The following is a 22,480-nucleotide window of genomic DNA, read 5'->3' on the forward strand; positions in this document are numbered from 1 at the left end:
AGCAGCCACCATTTAAAGAGTGCGTAATAGCTCACTGGTCGAGTGACTCTGCGCCAAAAATGTACCGGGGCTAAACGTATCACCGAAGCTGTGGATGGACATCTACGATGTCCGTGGTAGGAGAGCGTTCTAAGGGCGTTGAAGCAAGACCGGAAGGACTTGTGGAGCGCTTAGAAGTGAGAATGCCGGTATGAGTAGCGAAAGATGAGTGAGAATCTCATCCACCGATTGACTAAGGTTTCCTGAGGAAGGCTCGTCCGCTCAGGGTTAGTCGGGACCTAAGCCGAGGCTGAAAAGCGTAGGCGATGGACAACAGGTTGATATTCCTGTACCACCAAAATCCGTTTGAGTGATGGGGGGACGCAGGAGGATAGGGTAAGCGCGCTGTTGGATATGCGCGTCCAAGCAGTTAGGCTGCAGGTGAGGAAAATCCCACCTGCGTGAAGGCTGAGCTGTGATGGCGAGGGAAATAGAGTACCGAAGTTCCTGATTCCACACTGCCAAGAAAAGCCTCTAGCGAGGATTAGGTGCCCGTACCGCAAACCGACACAGGTAGTCAAGGAGAGAATCCTAAGGTGAGCGAGAGAACTCTCGTTAAGGAACTCGGCAAAATGACCCCGTAACTTCGGGAGAAGGGGTGCTTTTTAGGGTGTTAAAGCCCTGAGAAGCCGCAGTGAATAGGCCCAGGCGACTGTTTAGCAAAAACACAGGTCTCTGCGAAGCCGCAAGGCGAAGTATAGGGGCTGACGCCTGCCCGGTGCTGGAAGGTTAAGAGGAGAGGTTAGCGCTAAGCGCGAAGCTTTGAATTGAAGCCCCAGTAAACGGCGGCCGTAACTATAACGGTCCTAAGGTAGCGAAATTCCTTGTCGGGTAAGTTCCGACCCGCACGAAAGGCGTAACGATCTGGGCACTGTCTCAACGAGAGACTCGGTGAAATTATAGTACCTGTGAAGATGCAGGTTACCCGCGACAGGACGGAAAGACCCCGTGGAGCTTTACTGTAGCCTGATATTGAATTTTGGTACAGCTTGTACAGGATAGGTAGGAGCCTTGGAAGCCGGAGCGCTAGCTTCGGTGGAGGCATCGGTGGGATACTACCCTGGCTGTATTGACATTCTAACCCGCAGCCCTTATCGGGCTGGGAGACAGTGTCAGGTGGGCAGTTTGACTGGGGCGGTCGCCTCCTAAAGAGTAACGGAGGCGCCCAAAGGTTCCCTCAGAATGGTTGGAAATCATTCGTAGAGTGTAAAGGCACAAGGGAGCTTGACTGCGAGACCTACAAGTCGAGCAGGGACGAAAGTCGGGCTTAGTGATCCGGTGGTTCCGCATGGAAGGGCCATCGCTCAACGGATAAAAGCTACCCCGGGGATAACAGGCTTATCTCCCCCAAGAGTCCACATCGACGGGGAGGTTTGGCACCTCGATGTCGGCTCATCGCATCCTGGGGCTGTAGTCGGTCCCAAGGGTTGGGCTGTTCGCCCATTAAAGCGGTACGCGAGCTGGGTTCAGAACGTCGTGAGACAGTTCGGTCCCTATCCGTCGTGGGCGTAGGAAATTTGAGAGGAGCTGTCCTTAGTACGAGAGGACCGGGATGGACGCACCGCTGGTGTACCAGTTGTTCTGCCAAGAGCATCGCTGGGTAGCTATGTGCGGAAGGGATAAGTGCTGAAAGCATCTAAGCATGAAGCCCCCCTCAAGATGAGATTTCCCATAGTGTTAAACTAGTAAGACCCCTGAAAGATGATCAGGTTGATAGGTTTGAGGTGGAAGCATGGTGACATGTGGAGCTGACAAATACTAATCGGTCGAGGACTTAACCAAAAATAAGGCATTACTCAATAGTGCTTTCTTCATCATTATCTAGTTTTGAGAGAATAATTTTTTTGAATTACCTCTTGAAAAAATATTAAAAGGCATTATAATATAAAATGTCTTATAGTTTGGTGACGATAGCGAGAAGGTCACACCCGTTCCCATCCCGAACACGGAAGTTAAGCTTCTCAGCGCCGATGGTAGTTGGGGCATTGCCCCTGTGAGAGTAGGACGTCGCCAAGCGAAAATGGAGGATTAGCTCAGCTGGGAGAGCATCTGCCTTACAAGCAGAGGGTCGGCGGTTCGAGCCCGTCATCCTCCACCATATTATGCCGGCCTAGCTCAATTGGTAGAGCAACTGACTTGTAATCAGTAGGTTGGGGGTTCAAGTCCTCTGGCCGGCATGTTTTATATGTTTTTAAGTACGAGCCATTAGCTCAGTCGGTAGAGCATCTGACTTTTAATCAGAGGGTCGCAGGTTCGAATCCTGCATGGCTCACCATTTTGCGGGTGTGGCGGAATTGGCAGACGCACTAGACTTAGGATCTAGCGCCGCAAGGCGTGGGGGTTCGACTCCCTTCACCCGCATTCATGCGGAAGTAGTTCAGTGGTAGAACACCACCTTGCCAAGGTGGGGGTCGCGGGTTCGAATCCCGTCTTCCGCTCTTATTTTTAAGCCGGGGTGGCGGAACTGGCAGACGCACAGGACTTAAAATCCTGCGGTAGGTGACTACCGTACCGGTTCGATTCCGGTCCTCGGCACCATCTAATTTAACAATGCGCCCGTAGCTCAATTGGATAGAGCGTCTGACTACGGATCAGAAGGTTATGGGTTCGACTCCTTTCGGGCGCGCTTAAAAAATACGGGAAGTAGCTCAGCTTGGTAGAGCACTTGGTTTGGGACCAAGGGGTCGCAGGTTCGAATCCTGTCTTCCCGACCATGTTAGTTATAATGGGGGCTTAGCTCAGCTGGGAGAGCGCCTGCTTTGCACGCAGGAGGTCAGCGGTTCGATCCCGCTAGTCTCCACTTGTTTTTTAAAATTATATCTATTATGGCGGTGTAGCTCAGCTGGCTAGAGCATTCGGTTCATACCCGAAAGGTCGTAGGTTCGATCCCTATCGCCGCTACCATTTTTAATTTATTGGACCTTTAGCTCAGCTGGTTAGAGCAGACGGCTCATAACCGTCCGGTCGTAGGTTCGAGTCCTACAAGGTCCACCATTTTAATGCGGAGGAATACCCAAGTCCGGCTGAAGGGATCGGTCTTGAAAACCGACAGGCGGGTTAAACCGCGCGGGGGTTCGAATCCCTCTTCCTCCGCCATTTAAATACAAATACTATTATCGCGGGGTAGAGCAGTCTGGTAGCTCGTCGGGCTCATAACCCGGAGGTCGCAGGTTCAAATCCTGTCCCCGCAATCTGGTCCGGTAGTTCAGTTGGTTAGAATGCCTGCCTGTCACGCAGGAGGTCGCGGGTTCGAGTCCCGTCCGGACCGCCATTATTATTTAAAATATACGGCTCAGTAGCTCAGTCGGTAGAGAAACGAATCGTCCCGTAGGGGATTCGTTTTGCAACAAAAGCCAAAGGCTTTTGAAGCACAAGTTCGACCACTAGATAAATTTAGGAAATATTATTTTATATGGCTCAGTAGCTCAGTCGGTAGAGCAATGGACTGAAAATCCATGTGTCGGCGGTTCGATTCCGTCCTGAGCCACCATTTTTTCATGGCGGTTGTGGCGAAGTGGTTAACGCATCGGATTGTGGTTCCGACATTCGTGGGTTCGATTCCCATCAGCCGCCCCATTAAATAAATTTGCGGGTGTAGTTTAGTGGTAAAACCACAGCCTTCCAAGCTGTTGTCGAGGGTTCGATTCCCTTCACCCGCTCCAAAAGTATATGGGCCTATAGCTCAGCTGGTTAGAGCGCACGCCTGATAAGCGTGAGGTCGATGGTTCGAGTCCATTTAGGCCCACCATTTTTATAATAATTATTCCGCAGTAGCTCAGTGGTAGAGAAACTCATCGTCCTGTAGAGGATGAGTTTTGCAATAAAAGCCTTAGGCTTTTAGCGCACAAGACCACTACCTGAATTTAGGACAAAGTATTAATTATTCCGCAGTAGCTCAGTGGTAGAGCTATCGGCTGTTAACCGATCGGTCGTAGGTTCGAATCCTACCTGCGGAGCCAGTTCAATCCTATGGAGAAGTACTCAAGTGGCTGAAGAGGCGCCCCTGCTAAGGGTGTAGGTCGGGTAACCGGCGCGAGGGTTCAAATCCCTCCTTCTCCGCCATACATGGCCCGTTGGTCAAGCGGTTAAGACACCGCCCTTTCACGGCGGTAACACGGGTTCGAATCCCGTACGGGTCATAAAATTAAAAAAGCTCTTGACTAAAAGTAGTCAAGAGCTTTTTTAATAGAAAAGAATGCTACCTTTCCACAGCCTATCCTCCAAAATTTAATTCCTTTCAGAATGTTATTTTTTCCCAAAGTAAATGGTTATCAGATTCTTACTCACTAGATGAAACGTTACTTTCATTGAGAAGTGGTAATTTAGAAACGTTTTTGTTTTTCATGTAATCTAAACAGCTGCTTTCCATTAAGTGTAATTCACACTTATTTGTAATATGACTATAACAATTCTTAATAGATGCCATTTATGATACAAAAATACATTGTTGTTACTTGTCAATTTGCTGTTGTTTTTTGTCGGCTGTTGTGTAGTATATTCCTTTTTTGAATCATTATATATTTAAATGTCATAAAATTTAAATAATAATAACAAGGATTATTATAGAATCTCAAGAATATATACCTAATATATATATCTATCATTTAATATTAATTCGTATAGGTGGGGAAAAATTGGTTGTATCGTGCTTAGTAACCTCAAAATCTCAGATGCATCTTTTTCATGAAGGAACATTATATGAAAGTTATCGTATTTTTGGTGCCCATCTTATAAAGGATAATCATTTAATAAGAACGAGGTTTACCGTTTGGGCTCCCCATGCAATGGACGTAAGGATAGTTGGTGATTTTAACAAATGGAATGGTAATGGGTATTCTTTATTAAGAATAAATAAAGAAGGAATATGGTCGATCACACTAAATGAAAATTTAGAAGGGATGTTATATAAATATGAAATTATCACTGAAACTGGTGACACGATATTAAAGGCCGATCCATTCGCGTTCTATTCAGAGGTTAGACCCAATACAGCATCCATTGTCTATTCTCTTGATGACTTCAAATGGGAAGATCGTCAGTGGCAAAAACAAAAATGCCATCATAATCCTCTTGCTAGTCCGATGGCTATCTATGAGGTTCATTTGGGGTCATGGAGGTTAAAAGATGATGGACATTTTCTAAGTTACCAAGAGCTTGCAATTGAGTTAATTCCATATGTAAAAGACTTAGGTTTCACTCACATAGAAATTCTTCCGCTTGTGGAGCATCCACTTGATATTTCATGGGGATATCAAGGTACAGGGTATTATTCTGTTACAAGTCGATATGGAACTCCCCACGATTTTATGTATTTTGTAAATGAATGCCATAAAAACGGATTAGGTGTAATCCTAGATTGGGTACCCGGTCATTTCTGTAAAGATGACCATGGTCTTTATAAATTTGATGGCAGTTATCTTTTTGATTATTCTAATGAACAGGATAGAGAAAATCCAGTTTGGGGAACGGCAAATTTTAATCTTGGCAAACTTGAAGTACAAAGCTTTTTAATATCTAGTGCGATTTTTTGGATGGAGTATTTCCATATTGATGGCCTTCGCTTAGATGCTGTAGCGAATTTGATATACCTACCTAATCGTTCTGAAAAACAAGTAAAACAGGACGGAATTGATTTTATAAAAAAACTCCATAAAGTGGTTTTTCAGTATGACCCATCCATCCTAATGTTTGCTGAAGATTCAACTGATTTGCCACAAGTAACAACACCAGTCTGTTATGGAGGTTTAGGATTTAGCTATAAATGGAATATGGGATGGATGAATGATGTCTTATCATACATGGAGACACCATCTGAGCAAAGAAATCATTATCATCATCAAATGACATTCTCCTTACTTTATGCCTTCAATGAAAATTTTGTTCTTCCATTTTCACATGACGAAGTCGTTCATGGTAAAAAGTCACTCCTCGATAAAATGCCAGGTGATTACTGGCAAAAGTTTGCCCAGCTAAGATTGTTACTTGCCTTTATGATTGGTCATCCTGGGAAAAAGTTATTGTTCATGGGTTTTGAATTAGGACATTTTTCTGAATGGAAAGATCAAGGTCAATTAGATTGGAATTTATTAGATTTTGACATGCATGAAAAGACCTTTGCATATGTTAAAGAATTGTTGAAAATTTATAAACGTTCAAGGCCATTATTCCAATTAGATCATCATCCTAAAGGTTTTGAATGGATTGATGTAAATAATGCGGAGCAATCCATTTTTTCTTTTGTTAGAAAAAGTAGCAAAGAAAATGATTTGCTCGTATTTGTATGCAACTTTACCCCTGTTGTCTATCATGACTATTTAGTAGGGGTACCGAAGAAAGGATCCTACAGAGAAATTCTAAATACAGACTCAGTAGAATTTGGGGGTTCCGGCGTAACAAATAAAAGAATTCTTAAAACGATTAATCAACCCTTTCATGGAAAAGTAGACTCTATTAAACTATCAATTCCCCCATTTGGGGTATCCGTACTTAGAATGGTAAACAAGAGAAAGGAGAAAAAGAATGATCAAGAAAAAGTGCGTTGCGATGCTATTGGCGGGTGGAAAGGGAAGTAGATTACTTTCATTAACAAAGGATTTGGCAAAGCCGGCTGTTCCTTTTGGAGGTAAATATAGAATTATTGACTTTACACTAAGTAATTGTACCAATTCAGGGATTGATACAGTAGGAGTTTTAACCCAATACCAGCCTCTAGTCTTAAATTCTTATATTGGAATTGGCAGCGCATGGGATTTGGATCGTTTAGATGGAGGAATTACGGTCCTTCCACCTTACAGTGCATCGGCAGAAGTTAAATGGTATACAGGTACGGCAAGCGCAGTCTATCAAAACTTGAATTACCTGGAAACTTATAATCCTGAATATGTGCTTATTTTATCGGGAGATCATATCTACAAGATGAACTATGAGGAAATGCTGGAGTACCATATTGAAAAAGGTGCGGATGCTACGATTTCAGTTATTGAGGTTCCATGGCATGAAGCCAGTAGATTTGGGCTTATGTCCACAGACCCAGATTTGAGAATCATTCAGTTTGAGGAAAAGCCTAAAGAGCCCAAAAATAATTTGGCTTCGATGGGAATTTATATTTTTAAGTGGGAAACGTTACGAGAGTATTTAAAGAAGGATGCTGAAAACTTAAATTCTACTCATGATTTTGGGAAAGATATTATTCCTCAATTTCTCCAAGATCAAAAAAAATTATTTGCTTATCCCTTTAAAGGATATTGGAAAGATGTCGGAACAGTTAAAAGTTTATGGGAAGCGAACATGGACTTGTTGGACGAAAGTTGTGAGTTGGATTTATATGATTACGATTGGCAAATTTATTCGGTTAATCCAAATCAAAAGCCACACTATATCTCTACAGAAGCAGAAGTACATGAATCACTTGTAAATGAAGGATGTACTATTGAAGGGTTTGTGAGTAAATCGGTCCTTTTCCAAGGGGTAACGGTCAAAAAGGGGGCTACACTTCGGGAAGTGGTTGTCATGCCAGATGCTATTGTTGGTGAAAATGTCTTTATCGAAAAAGCGATTATTCCCTCTCATATAACCATTCCCGATAATACCGTTATTAGACAAAATTCAACCGATGAAGTCATTTTAGTAACGGAAGATATGTTGAATTAAATATCAGAACATTCCGGAAAGATGGTAAAGAGGGGGAGGATCTTTATATGATGAAAAAATTATTAGGAATCATTGATGCGACTACTCACTTTGTAGGGTTGCATGAACTAACTTCACACCGCTCATTAGCAGCACTTCCATTAGGAGGGCGTTATCGTTTAATTGATTTTGTCTTGTCTTCCATGGTGAACTCAGGTATTCAAAGCGTAGCAATTTTTCCGAAATATCAATATCGCTCATTAATGGACCACTTAGAATCAGGAAAAAATTGGGGACTTAATCGTAAAAAGGATGGTCTATTTTTCTTTCCATCTCCAAAATTAGATGTTCTGAGCAATGGGATTGGAGCCTTTGCAAGTTTTGCTGCTAATTTGGATTACTTTTATAAAAGTACACAAGAATATGCCATTATTTCAAATAGTTATACCGTTTTAAATATTGATTTTCGACCTATTTTGGAGAGACATATCGATTGGGGTTGCGATATTACAGAAATTCAACAAAACGGTCAATCACTCGATATGTATGTGATTAAAACAAGTTTGTTGATTACATTAATTGAATCACGAGAAAAAACGAGCTATACCTGCATGAAGGACGTTGTCAATGAAATGTCCCCCTATACGATATGCACCTATGAATATTCCGGTATTACATTAAAGGTAGATTCTATTCAAAGCTACTATAATGCGTGTATGAAACTGCTTAGCCCACCGGTTTGGGAACAAATCTTTTTAGCAGAGAAGCCTATCTATACAAAGGTAAAGGATGAACCCCCAACTCGTTATTTAAGAGAATCTTCTGTCAAACACTCGATGGTTGCCAATGGCTGTATTATTGATGGAACAGTAGAAAATAGTATCATTTTTAGAGGAGTAAAGATTGGAAAAAATGCTGTCATAAAAAACAGCATTATTATGCAAAAGTGTACAATCGGTGAGAATTGTAACATTGATTCAGCGATTCTTGATAAAGATGTATTTGTTGAGCAAGGTACAACGGTAATTGGTACAAGTAAAAATCCACTCGTTATTCAAAAAGGGACTGTACAAGGAGCGTTGATGAATTCGTGAAGATATTATTTGCTGTAAGTGAATGCGTACCATTCGTGAAATCAGGGGGACTTGCTGATGTTGCAGGTTCCTTGCCAAAAGAATTAAGGAAACTTGGTGCTGATATTAGAATCATGATGCCAAAATATAAAAGTATTCCCGAAGAGTTTCAAAAAGAAATGGAAAAAGTAGCCGAATTTACGGTTGAAGTAGGCTGGAGAAACCAGTATTGCGGGATAGAAGAGTATCGTTATGGGGACGTTATTTATTATTTTGTTGATAATGAACGATATTTTCAACGTGAAAATCTTTATGGATATGATGATGATGGAGAAAGGTTTGCTTTCTTTAGTCAAGCAGTTTTAGAAAGCATTAGACACCTTTCTTTTTTTCCGGATATTATTCATTGTCATGATTGGCACACAGGGATGATCCCATTTTTATTAACAAGAAGATACCAGGATCAATCCCCGTACGCTTCAATAAAAACTGTTTTTACGATTCATAATCTTCAATTTCAAGGAATCATGCCGAAAGAAACAATACACGATTTTTTTAATCTAGAAGAACGATATTTTAATATGGAAGAGCTTGAATTTTATGGAAATATTAATTTTATGAAGGCTGGGTTGGTCTCTGCTGATAAGATTACAACAGTAAGCCCTACATATATGGATGAAATTCAAACGGACTATTATGGTGAGAAGTTAAATGGCCTGTTAGTAAAAAGAAAAGTAGATCTTATTGGGATTTTAAATGGAATCGATGAATCGGTTTATCATCCCGAAAAAAGTACGTTGATTGTGCAAAACTACGGGATTGAAAACATCGAATTAAAGGAACTGAATAAGCGTCACATCCAACGCCGTTTTGGTCTTCCTACTTTAGATGTTCCCTTAATCACAATGGTTACCCGATTAACAGATCAAAAGGGACTACAATTGGTGAAAAGGGTATTCCCTGAAATCATGGCGGAAAAGATTCAAATGATTGTACTAGGTACAGGTGACCCAGAATTCGAACAATTTTTCCGTGAAATGGAATTTCAATATGGTCATCAATTTAAAGCTTATATTGGTTTTAGTGAAGAAATAGCGCATCAACTTTATGCGGGAGCCGATCTATTTTTAATGCCTTCTAAGTTTGAACCATGTGGTCTCGGACAGCTAATCGCCTTAAAATATGGAACACTTCCAATTGTAAGAGAAACAGGTGGCTTAAACGACACCATCCAATCATATAATGAGAATACTTGTGAAGGGAATGGATTTAGTTTTTCGAACTTTAATGCTCATGACATGCTGTATACGATAAGAAGAGCGATCCAGTTTTATCATAAAAATGCGGTTTGGAGTCACTTAAAGGAAAATGCAATGAATATGAATTATAGTTGGTCTCAGTCTGCACGGAAATATCATCAGATTTATCGTGAACTTGTTTCAAGGAGTGAGGAATATGTTCTCAAGTAAAGAAGAGTTTAAAAAACAGTTTCTGCAAAGACTCGAGATGATGTGTGGAAAGAGTTTTGCAGAGAGTTCAAAAGATGATCAATTCGATACTTTAGGACATATGATTAGAGAGCATGTTAGTAAAAATTGGATTAGTACGAATGAGCGCTATCGCTCCAAAAATGGAAAGCAAGTCTATTATCTATCGATTGAATTTTTGCTAGGTCGATTACTTCGGAGCAACTTGATGAACCTTGGAATTGATAAGTTGGTTGATGAAGGGTTAAGGGAATTAGGCATTAACTTAAATGAAATTGAAGAAATTGAATCAGATGCTGGATTAGGAAACGGTGGATTAGGACGCTTAGCGGCCTGTTTTCTTGACTCATTAGCATCTTCGGGTCTACCAGGGCATGGGTTCGGAATCCGTTATAAGCATGGACTATTTGAGCAAAAAATTGTAGAGGGCTATCAAGTAGAACTTCCTGAATTATGGCTTCGACATGGTCAGGTCTGGGAGGTTCGCAAAGCAGATTTATCCGTGGAAGTTCCCTTTTGGGGAAAAATTAAGTCATTTGAAGAAAACGGGAGGCTTCAATTCCTTCATGAGGATGCTGAAAGGATCACAGCAGTCCCTTATGATGTCCCTGTGATTGGCTATTATAACGATACCGTGAATACTTTAAGGTTATGGAATGCGGAACCATCACCATTCCCAATCCATCGAAATGTGATGAAATATAAGCGTAATACCGAGATGGTATCCGAATTTTTGTACCCTGATGATACAAATGATGAAGGAAAAATTCTCCGTCTGAAACAGCAGTATTTTTTAGTATCTGCGAGTATTTGTTCAATTGTAAGAAGTTATATGAAAAGTCACAGAAATTTAAAGCAATTTCATCATCATGTTTGTATTCATATTAATGATACCCATCCGGTTCTGGCGATTCCTGAATTAATGCGAATTTTGATGGATGAAGGAGGACTTGGCTGGGAGGACGCCTGGGAAGTGACAACGGCTTCCATTTCCTATACCAATCATACAACCCTCTCAGAAGCTTTAGAGAAATGGCCTGTTCGAATTTTTCAGCCATTATTACCGAGAATTTATATGATTGTTCATGAAATCAACGAGCGTTTTTGTAAGCAGTTGTGGGAAAAGTATCCAGGAGACTGGCAGCGAATTGAGCAAATGGCGATTATTGCTCATGATCAAGTAAAAATGGCTCATCTTGCCCTCGTTGGAAGTTTTAGTGTAAATGGTGTAGCGGCTCTTCATACAGAGATCTTAAAAAATCGAGAAATGAATGATTTTTATCAAATATTTCCAGAAAAATTCAATAATAAAACAAACGGGATTACCCACCGACGCTGGCTGCTAAAGTCAAATCAAGATTTAGCATCTTTAATAACGGAGGGGATAGGTTCTGAATGGATCAGACAGCCTTTAAAGTTACAGGAGTTACTTCGATATCGAGATGATTCCGCATTCTTAGAAAGACTGAAGACAATAAAACAACAAAATAAATTGAAATTAGCGAAACGGATTAGAGAACAAACGGGAATCCAGATTGACCCACTAAGTATTTTTGATGTTCAAGTAAAGAGATTACATGCATATAAACGTCAGCTGTTAAATGTATTACATATTATCCATTTATATAACTGTTTAAAGGATGAACCTAATGTACATATCTATCCCCGTACATTTATATTTGGAGCTAAAGCATCGCCAGGCTACTATTATGCAAAAAAAATCATTAAATTGATTAATACAGTTGCCGAAAAAGTGAATAAAGATCCTGAAGTAAATAAAAAATTAAAAGTCATTTTCCTTGAAAATTATCGAGTTTCTTTAGCAGAAGAAATCTTCCCTGCAGCAGATGTAAGTGAGCAAATTTCCACCGCCAGCAAAGAAGCCTCTGGTACAGGAAATATGAAATTTATGATGAATGGTGCGATCACAATCGGAACATTAGATGGGGCTAATGTTGAAATTAAAGAGCTCGTCGGAGATGACAATATCTTTATTTTCGGTTTAAAAGCTGATGAAGTATTAAACTATCAGGGATATCGTTCATTGGAATACTATCATTTTGATAAACGAATACGCAAAGTTTTAGAAGGGTTGATTAGTGGCTTTTTTCCTAATATAGATGATGAATTTGAAGCGATTTACGATTCTCTGTTAATGGAAAATGACCAATATTTTGTCCTGCGTGATTTTGATTCTTATGTTAGCGCACAAAAAAAAGTAACTTACACCTATACAAACCAAGAACAATGGCTAAAAATGAGTCTTACTAATATTGCCCAATCCGGACACTTCTCAAGTGACCGCACAATCAATGAATACGCAACAGACATTTGGGGAATAGATTCCAAATAATGGAAGGTGCCTGGCACCTTCCATTATTTGGATTGCTTTTATTTGTCTTCTTCGTAACCATCTGTTTGGTGGTAAGGAACATCTCCCCAAAGAGTTTCTAGACCTTCGTTGTCTAACATTTCTTCGTAGGCTTCATGCTTCTTTGAATAGTAAACCGTTCTTTCATTCCCAGTAATGTCAGTTGCGAGAAAGGTTTCAATATCTTCTGTAAAGCCTTCGTCATCATGTCCAATGTTATAAAGGCTGTTGTAATCTTCATAATCGCCTTTTAAATCTGAAGGGGTTTCGGAAGTACCATATCGTGCTACTTCTTGGAAACTGTCTTCATTATCAATGACTTCACGAAATTGATGGTGCTGAAAATGGTTTCCATGGGCAAATTCAAGAACATCTTCTTCAACTGGTCGGTCACTTGGAACATTCTGTTCATTGGTATGTTTGACACAATAAAGGGTAGCTGGAACTACTTCCAAACGTTCAAATGGAATATCTACCCCACAAACTTTACATTTACCATATGTTCCTTCGTCCATCGCTCGTAATGCTTCATTTACTTTATCTAATTCTGTATCTGCGTGTTCCTCTAAAGCAAAATCCTTTTCACGATCGTACAGCTCAGTCCCCATATCCGCGGGATGGTTGTCATAGGCTGATAACTCACCGACTGTGTTTCGATGATTACGCCCCTCAAGGCTGCTCTCTTTATTTCCTTCTAATTGTCCATTAAGTTCTTTTTTGTCATCTAATAATAATTGTTTTAATTGATTTAACTGTTGATTTGTCAGCATGTTTATTCCCCCATCATAAATCATCATTGCCTTTAGTATGAGCGATAAAGGGACAAAACATGATTTTTTATTGTCTATTGCAGAAAATAAAAAAGCTTCTGCTTAAGAAAACCCCCACTGATAGAGGTTTCACTTTATAGATTGTGAAATGATGTTCTTAAACTAACGCAGAATAGTTCAATAAGAATGTTATAATAATTTCATTGCGTACTATTAGAGGTGATTAGTTTGAAGATTAAAAAAGCAAGTGAAGAAGATATAAAAGTCGTAGCAAAAGTTTATGTTGATAGTTGGAGGACTACTTATCACGGTTTGGTACCAGACGATTATTTGGACAGATTATCGTATGAAGAGGCCGAACAAAGGTGGCTTCACTTTTTAATTAATGAAAATGAACCCTTTATCTATATCGCAATTAATAATGCAGGAAAAATTATAGGTTTTGCATCAGGCAAAAGTATTAATGACAAAAATTTTGATGGAGAATTATACTCCCTTTATCTGTTGCAGGAATGTAGGGGATTAGGTGTAGGAAGACAACTGGTTTCAGCTATTGCTAAGCATTTTAGAGAAAATGGCATTGCTTCTATGCTGGTATGGGTAATGGAACAAAATAAAACTGGGGTTGGTTTCTATGAACGTATGGGAGGAAAGGAATATCTTCGTAGGAAGAGTGAGTTTGGAGGTATGGTAGTAGATGATGTTGCTTATGGCTGGAAAGATGTCTCAGTATTATGTATGGAAGAAGAATAAAGCTATACCTAATTGAACTAGAGCAATTTTAGTTCAATTAGGTTGGTAAATATAACACCAAAAAAACGCTCAGAAAAAATCTGAGCGTTTTAACTTGTCATTCATTTTTTCTTCCCATCAACCGAACCTATTATGATAAGAGAGAAGTTATTTAAATAATCGTCCCTATAAATAGACCAATTGATAATAGAAGTCCGAAAAAGGTATTGGTTTGAGAAGTTGCTTTCATGGCAGGCATCATATGGATAGGTGCTTGGGCATAATTTTGCAGGAATCCTTTTACTGCAGTAAGAGCCTTTGGAATACTTAATACAACGAGTAAAATCCAAGGGGAAATGATGCCAAAACCAACTAAACTGAATACCCAAATGTACGAAATTGCAAGTGAGCTAGCTAAGAACAAAACAGCTTTCTTTTTCCCAAGTAAAATCGCAAGTGTACGTCGTCCATTTTCTTTATCCCCATCTAGATCGCGAATATTATTAGACAAGTTGATGCTTCCAACTAAAATCATAATCGGTGTTGAAATTAAAATACTTTCTAATGTAACGGTTCCAGTTTGGATAAAGAAGGAAATTAATACAATTCCCATTCCCATGACAAAGCCTGATGCAAGCTCTCCAAATGGTGTATAAGCAATTGGTATCGGTCCGCCTGTATATAGATATCCGATTAGCATACATGCCAGACCTATTAAAGCCAGCGTCCAACTACTATTCATACAAATATAAACTCCAATTAATAAAGAAATGCCATATAAACTTAGAGCAAGATTCATAATGGTTTTAGGTCGGATTCCGTCACGGACGATACCGCCGCCAATTCCAACAGAACCTTCGTGATCCAAGCCTCTTTTATAATCGTAATACTCATTAAATAAGTTAGTTGCAATTTGGATCAAAATACTTGCTACTAACATCATAAAAAATAATAGTGAATTTACTTCAGTTCCATAATTCACCGCAATAACAGTACCAAGGATCACTGGAACAAAAGATGCGGTAAGTGTATGTGGGCGAGTTAATCTCCACCAAACACGCCAATTTTTTTGTTCTTTAAGTGAGGAATGATTATTTATTTGTGTCTGCATATTTATTTCCCTCGTTTCCCCTTCATCTACATCTGGAGTCAGAACCGTTGTCCCGATCTGGCTAACAGTTCACTATTAATAGAGAACAAACTCTATTTTAGCAAGTTTACCAAGTTTCACTTTATCAGAATAATCTTAAGTTTGAACATTTCGTTACAATTAGTTTATGAAAATATCTTGTTACTGTCAATGAATATGAACGATAGAGTTTATTTATGAATAGTATCATAAAGTCTTTTATCTATTGAAAAACTAATGCTTTATGTGAATCTGTAAAATATTATATTAAAATAGTAAATAAAACCAATTCGAACAAGTATTCATTTGATTTTAGCCATTTAATATCTAATTGTGATAATAGTCATTTAAGGTTGATTATGATATGATTAGGTAGTAAAAATAGCTATATTTTAGTAAAACAATGAGTTAAGACTTTCACAACATGGTATCGAAAAACGATAGCTAATGGAGGTGGTTTTTTGGTTACGATACAAAAAACTGAATTAAAAGAAGGGATTCTTAAAGGGATCGAGAAGGCAAAAAAAACCTCTGCCTCCATTTTAGTAAGCGATGTTCAAAAGATCGAATCCATTGAGCCGCTTTCTTTTTTTGCGGCAGGATTTAATAAATATCACGGAGAAAGGTTTTTCTGGAAACATCCTTCTGAGGAATTTTATTTAATAGGATTAGGAATATGTAAAAGAATGGTAACGGATCAGGAAGCTGACCGCTTTTTTCATGTGGAAAAAGAATGGAATCGTTTGATAGAGAAAGCCATTATTCAAACAACTGAAAATACGCAAGGAACAGGTCCTACAGCTTTTGGTTGTTTATCCTTTGACCCTTTAAAAGAAAAAACGAAATTGTGGTCAAACTTTGATGATTCCATCTTCCATGTTCCAAAATATATGTTGACGGTTAAAGATCACCAGGTATATCTAACAACAAACGTCATCTGTTCTGATCAAGATGATTCAACCATGATTGATAAGATCGAGATGGAAATGAAGGAAATCGTAGAAGCTAGTGTTACTTATCGTTTACCAGTCGAAAATCATTTACTAGTTAAAAGAATAGATATTAATCCAGAAAAATGGAAACAGGCAGTGGACAAGGTTGCCCACGATTTACAAAACAATCCTTCTTTAAAAAAGGTCGTTCTAGCTAGAGAATTAAGGCTAATCTTCAATAAAAGGATTGTCATAGAGAAGGTACTCAACTCATTACTTAAAGATCAACATAATAGTTTTATATTTGCCTTTGAATCAAATGGGGATTGTTTTATGGGAGCAACGCCTGAACGATTGGTCAAAAAAGAAGGAGATCAAGTTTTTTCTGCTTGCCTTGCGGGTTCAATAGCGAGAGGAAAGTCAGAAAAAGAGGATCTTCAACTAGGTAATACCTTGCTAGACGATAAAAAAAATCGTATCGAACATCAATATGTCGTCGATATGATTCGAGAGGCGATGAATGATACTTGTTCTAAAGTTTGTATTCCTGAAAGCCCTCAACTGTTTAAACTAAAGCATATTCAACATTTATATACACCTGTAGTTGGGAAGGTTAATCCTAATACCTCATTGCTAGATCTTGTAAAAAGATTGCATCCAACACCTGCCTTAGGTGGGTTACCGAAAAATGAGGCCTTAATAAAAATAAGAGAAGTGGAAGAATTAGATCGTGGATTTTTTGGAGGACCAATCGGCTGGTTTGATCACAAAGGAAACGGTGATTTTTCTGTTGCGATTCGTTCTGGGTTAATTCAAGGGAATGAGGCTTCTATTTTTGCAGGTTGTGGTGTAGTAGAGGATTCTGAATCAGAATCAGAATTTGAAGAAACGAATATTAAATTTAAACCGATGCTTTCGGCACTTGGAGGATAAAATAGATGGACCACAGAAAAGCTTTAACAACGTATATCGCTTCATTTGTATCTGAACTTGCTCGCTCAGGCGTGATTGATGTTGTCGTAAGTCCTGGATCCCGTTCAACACCGATTGCCATGGTATTAGCTGAACACCCTGCTTTAAAGCTCCATATACAAGTAGATGAACGTTCTGCGGCTTTTTATGCTTTGGGAATTGCAAAGACAACCCGTAAACCAACGGTACTATTATGTACATCTGGGACTGCGGCAGCCAATTATTATCCTGCGATCGTAGAAGCGAATATTTCAAGAATTCCATTAGTCGTTTTAACGGCAGACCGTCCTCATGAGCTAAGGGATGTTGGAGCACCGCAAACGATTGATCAAATACATCTATATGGAAATCAAGTGAAATGGTTTATGGAAATGGCTCCACCAGAAGGAACGCCCGAGATGCTTCGTTACGCTAGAGTCGTGTGTGCAAGAGCAATTTCGACAGCTTCTGGGACCCCAGCAGGACCTGTTCATCTAAATTTCCCTTTAAGGGAACCATTAATACCTCAAATAGAGAATGAAGGGTTATTTAATCAAGATGTAAGCGAGGAAGGCTTGGTTGAAATTCAGCGTGCAACATTAGCATTACAAGAAACAGAATATAATCATTATCGTGATAAATTAAATGCCATTGATAAGGGAATCATTATTTGTGGAGGAATCGAAGAAGATGGGTTTCCGGAAGCAGTCATTTCGTTAGCAAAAAAACTTCATTTCCCGATTATTGCAGACCCACTTTCACAACTTCGAAGTGGTACTCATTCCGGAGATTTGATTATCGATGCATATGATACATTTCTTAGAAATGAAGACATTCGATCCCATCTGAAACCCGAGATAATCATTCGGTTTGGTTCAATGCCAGTTTCCAAACATCTAACCTTCTTTTTAAAAGAGAATCACACAGCTAAGCAAATCGTAGTAGATGGTGGTGGGGGCTGGAGAGATCCTTCACTATTGTCTACAGATATGGTTTATTGTCAAGAAACACTCTTTTGTAAGGAATTAGACGAACGAATCGGACAAAAACAGGAGAGTTCTTTTTCCAAAAAATGGATAGATGTTAATAAGAAGGCAAAAGAATTAATAAGGGTAATGGATGAACAGCCGTTTCTTAGTGAAGCCAAGTTATACTATCAACTGGTAGAACTTTTACCAGAAAATGCAACGATTTTTGTTGGTAATAGTATGCCGATTCGAGATGTAGATTCATTTTTTCACTTTAATCGTAAAAACATTAAAATCATGGCTAACCGTGGTGCAAATGGAATTGACGGAACCGTTTCAACTGCGTTAGGTGCGGCAACTAAAAAACAACCATTCTATTTAATACTCGGGGATCTTACATTTTTCCACGATTTAAATGGAATGGTTGCTGCTAAACTTCAGGAAATAGATATCACGATATTACTTGTGAACAATAATGGTGGAGGCATTTTTTCCTTTTTACCACAGTATGAACATCCAAAGCATTTTGAATTGTTGTTTGGAACACCATTAGACTTAGATTACAGTAAAGCGGTCGAAATGTATGGAGGACAGTTTGTATCAATACAAAATTGGGATCAATTTAAAAAAGAAATGATCGAGGATCGAACAAGAAGTGGTTTAAGAGTGATTGAAATAGTGACAAATCGTGATGAAAATGTAAAACAACATCGTGATTTGTGGAAATCTGTTTCCCAGGAAATAAGAAATACGTTGTTAGGTGGAAAATAATGTATATTTCAGTTGGAAATGTATCTTACTTTTTAGATATTCAAGGAGAAGGATTTCCGCTTATTTTATTGCATGGATTTACGGGGGATGGTTCTACATGGTCCACTACAGTCAATCGATTAAAAAATAAACATAAACTTGTTACCGTTGATATCATTGGGCATGGCAGAACGGATTCCCCAGAAGATCTTAATCGATATGATATTTTGTCTGTTGCGAATGATATTGAAGAAATCATCTCAACCTTGAAATGGGATACAGTAGATATTTTGGGATATTCAATGGGTGGTAGACTAGCCTTAAGTTATGCAATGAAGTATCCTCATAGGGTACGTAAATTAATACTAGAAAGCTCATCCCCTGGACTAAAAATCGAAGAGGAAAGAAAAAATCGACAAATTCAAGATAAGAAGTTAGCTCAGTTTATTCTTGAAAAGGGCATTGAGGATTTTGTCGATTATTGGGAGAATATCCCGCTTTTCTCTACACAAAAGACTCTTCCCATAGGTAAGCAACAGGAGATTAGAGAGCAGAGATTGCAAAATTCGACCACTGGCTTAGCTAATAGTTTGTTAGGGATGGGAACAGGTGTCCAACCTTCATGGTGGGATCACCTTAATGAATGTGAGATTGAAACGTTACTTTTGACTGGATCACTTGATCAAAAGTTTTGTTCGATTGCCGAGCAGATGGTAAGCAAAATGAAAAACGTCCAATGGCAAGTCGTTGAGAAAAGTGGACATGCAATACATGTGGAACATTCTGAAAAATTTGGTACAATAATAGATGGATTTTTATCCCGATAAAGAAGAAACTATCCATTGATTACATATAGCAGTGGAAGGATCGCTTTATATATACATAAAAGGAGGATTATGATGACAGTTGAATGGGTAGCGGGTCGCAATTATGAGGATATTATTTACGAAACCTACAAAGGGATTGCTAAGATTACCATTAATCGACCAGAAGTAAGAAATGCATTTCGTCCAAAAACGGTAATGGAATTACTAGATGCTTTTGCTTATGCACGTGATGACTCTAGTGTTGGGGTTATTATCCTAACAGGTGCAGGAGATATGGCATTTTGTTCTGGCGGAGATCAAAAAGTGCGTGGAAACGGTGGTTATGTTGGTGAAGATAACATTCCTCGTTTAAATGTATTAGATTTACAACGGTTAATTCGTGTCATTCCAAAGCCAGTCATTGCAATGGTTAAAGGATATGCAATCGGTGGCGGTCATGTATTACATATTGTTTGTGACTTAACTATTGCAGCAGACAATGCGATTTTTGGACAAACAGGTCCTAAAGTTGGAAGCTTTGATGGTGGTTATGGTGCAGGTTATTTAGCAAGAATCGTGGGTCACAAAAAGGCGCGTGAAATTTGGTACTTATGCCGTCAATACAATGCGCAGGAAGCATTGGAAATGGGATTAGTCAATAAGGTTGTTCCACTAGACCAAGTGGAAGAAGAAACTCTTCAATGGTGTGAAGAAATTCTTGAAAAAAGTCCAACAGCGCTTCGCTTCTTAAAAGCGGCCTTTAATGCAGATTCAGATGGTTTAGCAGGTATTCAACAGCTAGCTGGTGACGCAACTTTACTCTATTATACATCGGAGGAAGCGAAAGAAGGTCGTGATGCGTTCAAAGAAAAACGCAAACCAAACTTTGGTCAATTTCCTCGTTTTCCTTAATCAATTGAACACAAAATCAGTCAGCTTGATGGTTCTCCCATCAGGCTGTTTTTTTAACAGTTAAAATATCTTACGTTTGGAAGGTAAGGTAGATCAATGTCTAGCTACAGCGCCTACCCCCTCTTTTGGTCACAAGCTTGTCTGGTGTCGGCTCCTAGGTAGGAAAGGATAAGCCCAGTACTTATGAAGGCAAAGAACGCCTTAAGAAATACTCGTCTTATCTTTTCGTCCCTGGGCAGTATCCTATACTTTTCTTACAATCCGTCAAGAAGATTAAAGGTCAATCTTCTTGACGGCTCGTCTTGTGCTTGGTCGTACCGGCATAAGTGCATACTACTCTTAATCTCCGCCTAAAGGCTTGCAGTTGGAGAGTTTTCTTTATCGGGGGTGAGCACATCAGAAAAAGTTTCTTTGAATTTGTTCCGAAGGCGCTTACGCTTTTTAGGGAAGGTGAAAAATAATATGGGACAAACTATGCCAAATTGGCTCAAAAAACGCGCCTTTTTAACGCCGAATCGTCCGGCGATCGCGTTTAATGGAAATACGATTACATTTAAACAATTATACGATCGTTCACTTAATACAGCAGGAAAGTTAGCTGCTAATGGGATGAAGCAAAAGGAATTTGTAGGACTCTTAATGAGTAACCACCTAGATTCTGCTGTTATACTTTTAGCTTTACATTTAATCGGCGTTCGAGCCGTCATTTTGAATAACCGTCTGACAGCACAAGAAATATCCTGGCAGCTAAGTGACTCTTCTTCAACCTTTTTAATTAGTGAAGATTTTTTCAATGATCGAATCGAAATGGTGAAAAAGGAGTTGCCAAGTCTTCAAATTTTGACAAAGGAAGCCATATTTCAAGGAATATACTCAGAGCCAAATATAATAGAAGAAATCGACTTAGATGAAATTTGTACAGTCATGTATACATCCGGAACAACAGGTCATCCAAAAGGGGTGATCCAAACCTACGGAAATCATTGGTGGAGTGCAACGGGTTCGGCTCTCAATCTTGGTCTTCATGAAGATGATTGCTGGTTATTAACGGTACCGTTGTTTCATATTAGCGGTTATTCCATCCTAATGAAATCTATTATCTATGGAATGAAAATAGTCCTTCACGAAAAGTTTGATGTTGAAAAAGTAATAGAAGATTTTCATCGAGAGCATGTCACCATTATGTCGGTTGTCAGTACAACCTTAAAACGAATTCTTGAAAATCTAAACGATAATAAATTACCAAAGTATGCCCGTTGTATGCTTCTAGGGGGTGGTCCTGCCTCACTAGCTCTTCTAAATCAATGTGTGGAAAAGGAAATTCCTGTATATCAAACTTACGGAATGACGGAAACCTCATCACAAATTGTGACTCTAGCTCCCGAAGATAGTTTACGGAAGTTAGGGTCTGCAGGAAAACCTCTCTTTCCTTCACAAATTAAAATCGTACATGATAATGGTGAAGAGGCTCATGCAGGTGAGGCTGGTGAGATTATTGTCAAAGGACCCAATGTCACAACCGGATATTTAAATAGAGAAAATTATTTCGAGGATGGCTGGCTACATACGGGGGATATTGGTTATTTAGATGATGAGGGTTTTTTATATGTACTGGATCGACGATCAGATCTCATTATTTCAGGTGGAGAAAATATTTATCCCGCGGAAATTGAGGGGGTACTTACATCACATCCAAATATTGAGGATGCTGGGGTGATTGGGGTTCAAGATGAACAGTGGGGAGAAATCCCAGTTGCGTTTATCGTGAAAAAATCACCTATAACGATAGAGGAAATTATTCATTATTGTACAAGGAAACTTGCAAAATATAAAGTCCCACAAACAATCTATTTTATCAATGAAATTCCGCGAAACGCTTCAAAGAAAATCTTAAGAAGAGAGTTACGGACTAAACTATCATAAATGAAACA

At 39.1% G+C, this 22,480-nt stretch carries 13 protein-coding genes, 21 tRNA genes and 2 rRNA genes (1 of these 36 only partly in view); 34 read left to right on the top strand and 2 right to left on the bottom strand.

Going from position 1 to position 22,480, the window contains the following annotated elements; all coding sequences use genetic code 11:
- The 28 genes from Q5760_RS05535 to Q5760_RS05670 form a co-directional block, all read left to right on the top strand.
- Window positions 1-1,821 (top strand): 23S ribosomal RNA (locus tag Q5760_RS05535); it begins 1,116 nt to the left of the window's first position.
- Between the two features lie 118 nt (window positions 1,822-1,939).
- Window positions 1,940-2,055: ribosomal RNA gene (rrf, locus tag Q5760_RS05540) — 5S ribosomal RNA — on the top strand.
- A gap of 6 nt (window positions 2,056-2,061) precedes the next feature.
- A tRNA-Val gene (locus tag Q5760_RS05545) sits at window positions 2,062-2,137 on the top strand.
- A gap of 6 nt (window positions 2,138-2,143) precedes the next feature.
- Window positions 2,144-2,216 (top strand) — tRNA-Thr (locus Q5760_RS05550).
- A 22-nt stretch (window positions 2,217-2,238) separates the two neighbouring features.
- A tRNA-Lys gene (locus tag Q5760_RS05555) sits at window positions 2,239-2,314 on the top strand.
- Window positions 2,315-2,318: 4 nt separating this feature from the next.
- A tRNA-Leu gene (locus Q5760_RS05560) sits at window positions 2,319-2,400 on the top strand.
- Window positions 2,401-2,405: 5 nt separating this feature from the next.
- A tRNA-Gly gene (locus Q5760_RS05565) sits at window positions 2,406-2,477 on the top strand.
- An 11-nt stretch (window positions 2,478-2,488) separates the two neighbouring features.
- A tRNA-Leu gene (locus tag Q5760_RS05570) sits at window positions 2,489-2,577 on the top strand.
- 14 nt (window positions 2,578-2,591) lie between these two features.
- Window positions 2,592-2,665, top strand: a tRNA-Arg gene (locus Q5760_RS05575).
- Window positions 2,666-2,676: 11 nt separating this feature from the next.
- Window positions 2,677-2,753: transfer RNA gene (locus tag Q5760_RS05580), tRNA-Pro, on the top strand.
- 13 nt (window positions 2,754-2,766) lie between these two features.
- Window positions 2,767-2,839, top strand: a tRNA-Ala gene (locus tag Q5760_RS05585).
- Window positions 2,840-2,866: 27 nt separating this feature from the next.
- A tRNA-Met gene (locus Q5760_RS05590) sits at window positions 2,867-2,943 on the top strand.
- A 13-nt stretch (window positions 2,944-2,956) separates the two neighbouring features.
- A tRNA-Ile gene (locus Q5760_RS05595) sits at window positions 2,957-3,033 on the top strand.
- A gap of 9 nt (window positions 3,034-3,042) precedes the next feature.
- Window positions 3,043-3,135, top strand: a tRNA-Ser gene (locus tag Q5760_RS05600).
- Between the two features lie 21 nt (window positions 3,136-3,156).
- Window positions 3,157-3,230, top strand: a tRNA-Met gene (locus Q5760_RS05605).
- Between the two features lie 3 nt (window positions 3,231-3,233).
- A tRNA-Asp gene (locus Q5760_RS05610) sits at window positions 3,234-3,310 on the top strand.
- A gap of 143 nt (window positions 3,311-3,453) precedes the next feature.
- A tRNA-Phe gene (locus Q5760_RS05615) sits at window positions 3,454-3,529 on the top strand.
- A 10-nt stretch (window positions 3,530-3,539) separates the two neighbouring features.
- Window positions 3,540-3,615: transfer RNA gene (locus Q5760_RS05620), tRNA-His, on the top strand.
- Window positions 3,616-3,627: 12 nt separating this feature from the next.
- Window positions 3,628-3,701 (top strand) — tRNA-Gly (locus tag Q5760_RS05625).
- Window positions 3,702-3,710: 9 nt separating this feature from the next.
- Window positions 3,711-3,787 (top strand) — tRNA-Ile (locus Q5760_RS05630).
- Between the two features lie 136 nt (window positions 3,788-3,923).
- Window positions 3,924-3,998, top strand: a tRNA-Asn gene (locus Q5760_RS05635).
- A gap of 12 nt (window positions 3,999-4,010) precedes the next feature.
- A tRNA-Ser gene (locus Q5760_RS05640) sits at window positions 4,011-4,101 on the top strand.
- A 5-nt stretch (window positions 4,102-4,106) separates the two neighbouring features.
- A tRNA-Glu gene (locus Q5760_RS05645) sits at window positions 4,107-4,178 on the top strand.
- Window positions 4,179-4,673: 495 nt separating this feature from the next.
- On the top strand, window positions 4,674-6,611 hold the full coding sequence (gene glgB / locus Q5760_RS05650; RefSeq protein ID WP_428911231.1) for a 1,4-alpha-glucan branching protein GlgB: 1,938 nt from the start codon (window positions 4,674-4,676) through the stop codon (window positions 6,609-6,611).
- Window positions 6,559-7,689: a glucose-1-phosphate adenylyltransferase gene (locus tag Q5760_RS05655; protein ID WP_428911232.1), complete on the top strand. Its 1,131-nt coding sequence runs from the start codon at window positions 6,559-6,561 to the stop codon at window positions 7,687-7,689. Before glgB ends, Q5760_RS05655 begins: the two co-directional genes overlap by 53 nt.
- A 47-nt stretch (window positions 7,690-7,736) precedes the next feature.
- A complete protein-coding gene (locus Q5760_RS05660; protein ID WP_428911233.1) occupies window positions 7,737-8,762 on the top strand; it encodes a sugar phosphate nucleotidyltransferase in 1,026 nt (341 codons plus the stop codon).
- The gene (glgA, locus tag Q5760_RS05665) at window positions 8,759-10,210 is read left to right on the top strand and encodes a glycogen synthase GlgA (protein ID WP_428911234.1); all 1,452 of its coding nucleotides are present in this window, start codon (window positions 8,759-8,761) and stop codon (window positions 10,208-10,210) included. Before Q5760_RS05660 ends, glgA begins: the two co-directional genes overlap by 4 nt.
- Entirely contained in the window at window positions 10,197-12,581 is a 2,385-nt protein-coding gene (locus Q5760_RS05670; RefSeq protein ID WP_428911235.1) for a glycogen/starch/alpha-glucan phosphorylase, read from the top strand. The genes glgA and Q5760_RS05670 overlap by 14 nt, the downstream gene beginning before the upstream one ends.
- 38 nt (window positions 12,582-12,619) lie before the next feature.
- On the opposite strand, the gene Q5760_RS05675 is transcribed toward Q5760_RS05670, so the two are convergent.
- Window positions 12,620-13,369 (bottom strand): TraR/DksA C4-type zinc finger protein, encoded by a 750-nt coding sequence (locus tag Q5760_RS05675; protein ID WP_428911236.1) that lies wholly within the window; start codon window positions 13,367-13,369, stop codon window positions 12,620-12,622.
- 219 nt (window positions 13,370-13,588) lie between these two features.
- Between Q5760_RS05675 and Q5760_RS05680 the strand changes: the two genes are divergently transcribed.
- Complete coding sequence (locus Q5760_RS05680) at window positions 13,589-14,122, top strand: N-acetyltransferase family protein (protein ID WP_428911237.1); 534 nt, start codon at window positions 13,589-13,591, stop codon at window positions 14,120-14,122.
- Between the two features lie 151 nt (window positions 14,123-14,273).
- On the opposite strand, the gene Q5760_RS05685 is transcribed toward Q5760_RS05680, so the two are convergent.
- Entirely contained in the window at window positions 14,274-15,212 is a 939-nt protein-coding gene (locus tag Q5760_RS05685; protein ID WP_428911238.1) for a 1,4-dihydroxy-2-naphthoate polyprenyltransferase, read from the bottom strand.
- A 479-nt stretch (window positions 15,213-15,691) separates the two neighbouring features.
- Here Q5760_RS05685 and Q5760_RS05690 point away from each other — a divergent pair, with 479 nt between their 5' ends.
- The 5 genes from Q5760_RS05690 (at window position 15,692) to Q5760_RS05710 (ending at window position 22,472) form a co-directional block, all read left to right on the top strand.
- Entirely contained in the window at window positions 15,692-17,095 is a 1,404-nt protein-coding gene (locus Q5760_RS05690) for an isochorismate synthase (protein WP_428911239.1), read from the top strand.
- Window positions 17,096-17,100: 5 nt separating this feature from the next.
- The gene (gene menD / locus Q5760_RS05695; RefSeq protein ID WP_428911240.1) at window positions 17,101-18,852 is read left to right on the top strand and encodes a 2-succinyl-5-enolpyruvyl-6-hydroxy-3-cyclohexene-1-carboxylic-acid synthase; all 1,752 of its coding nucleotides are present in this window, start codon (window positions 17,101-17,103) and stop codon (window positions 18,850-18,852) included.
- The gene (gene menH, locus Q5760_RS05700; protein ID WP_428911241.1) at window positions 18,852-19,658 is read left to right on the top strand and encodes a 2-succinyl-6-hydroxy-2,4-cyclohexadiene-1-carboxylate synthase; all 807 of its coding nucleotides are present in this window, start codon (window positions 18,852-18,854) and stop codon (window positions 19,656-19,658) included. The genes menD and menH overlap by 1 nt, the downstream gene beginning before the upstream one ends.
- A gap of 72 nt (window positions 19,659-19,730) precedes the next feature.
- The gene (gene menB / locus Q5760_RS05705) at window positions 19,731-20,549 is read left to right on the top strand and encodes a 1,4-dihydroxy-2-naphthoyl-CoA synthase (RefSeq protein ID WP_428911242.1); all 819 of its coding nucleotides are present in this window, start codon (window positions 19,731-19,733) and stop codon (window positions 20,547-20,549) included.
- A gap of 462 nt (window positions 20,550-21,011) precedes the next feature.
- Window positions 21,012-22,472 (top strand): o-succinylbenzoate--CoA ligase, encoded by a 1,461-nt coding sequence (locus Q5760_RS05710; RefSeq protein WP_428911243.1) that lies wholly within the window; start codon window positions 21,012-21,014, stop codon window positions 22,470-22,472.
- Window positions 22,473-22,480: the final 8 nt, after the last annotated feature.

Source organism: Niallia sp. Kr1, from assembly GCF_050389805.1.
Taxonomy (GTDB): Bacteria; Bacillota; Bacilli; order Bacillales; family Cytobacillaceae; genus Bacillus_BD.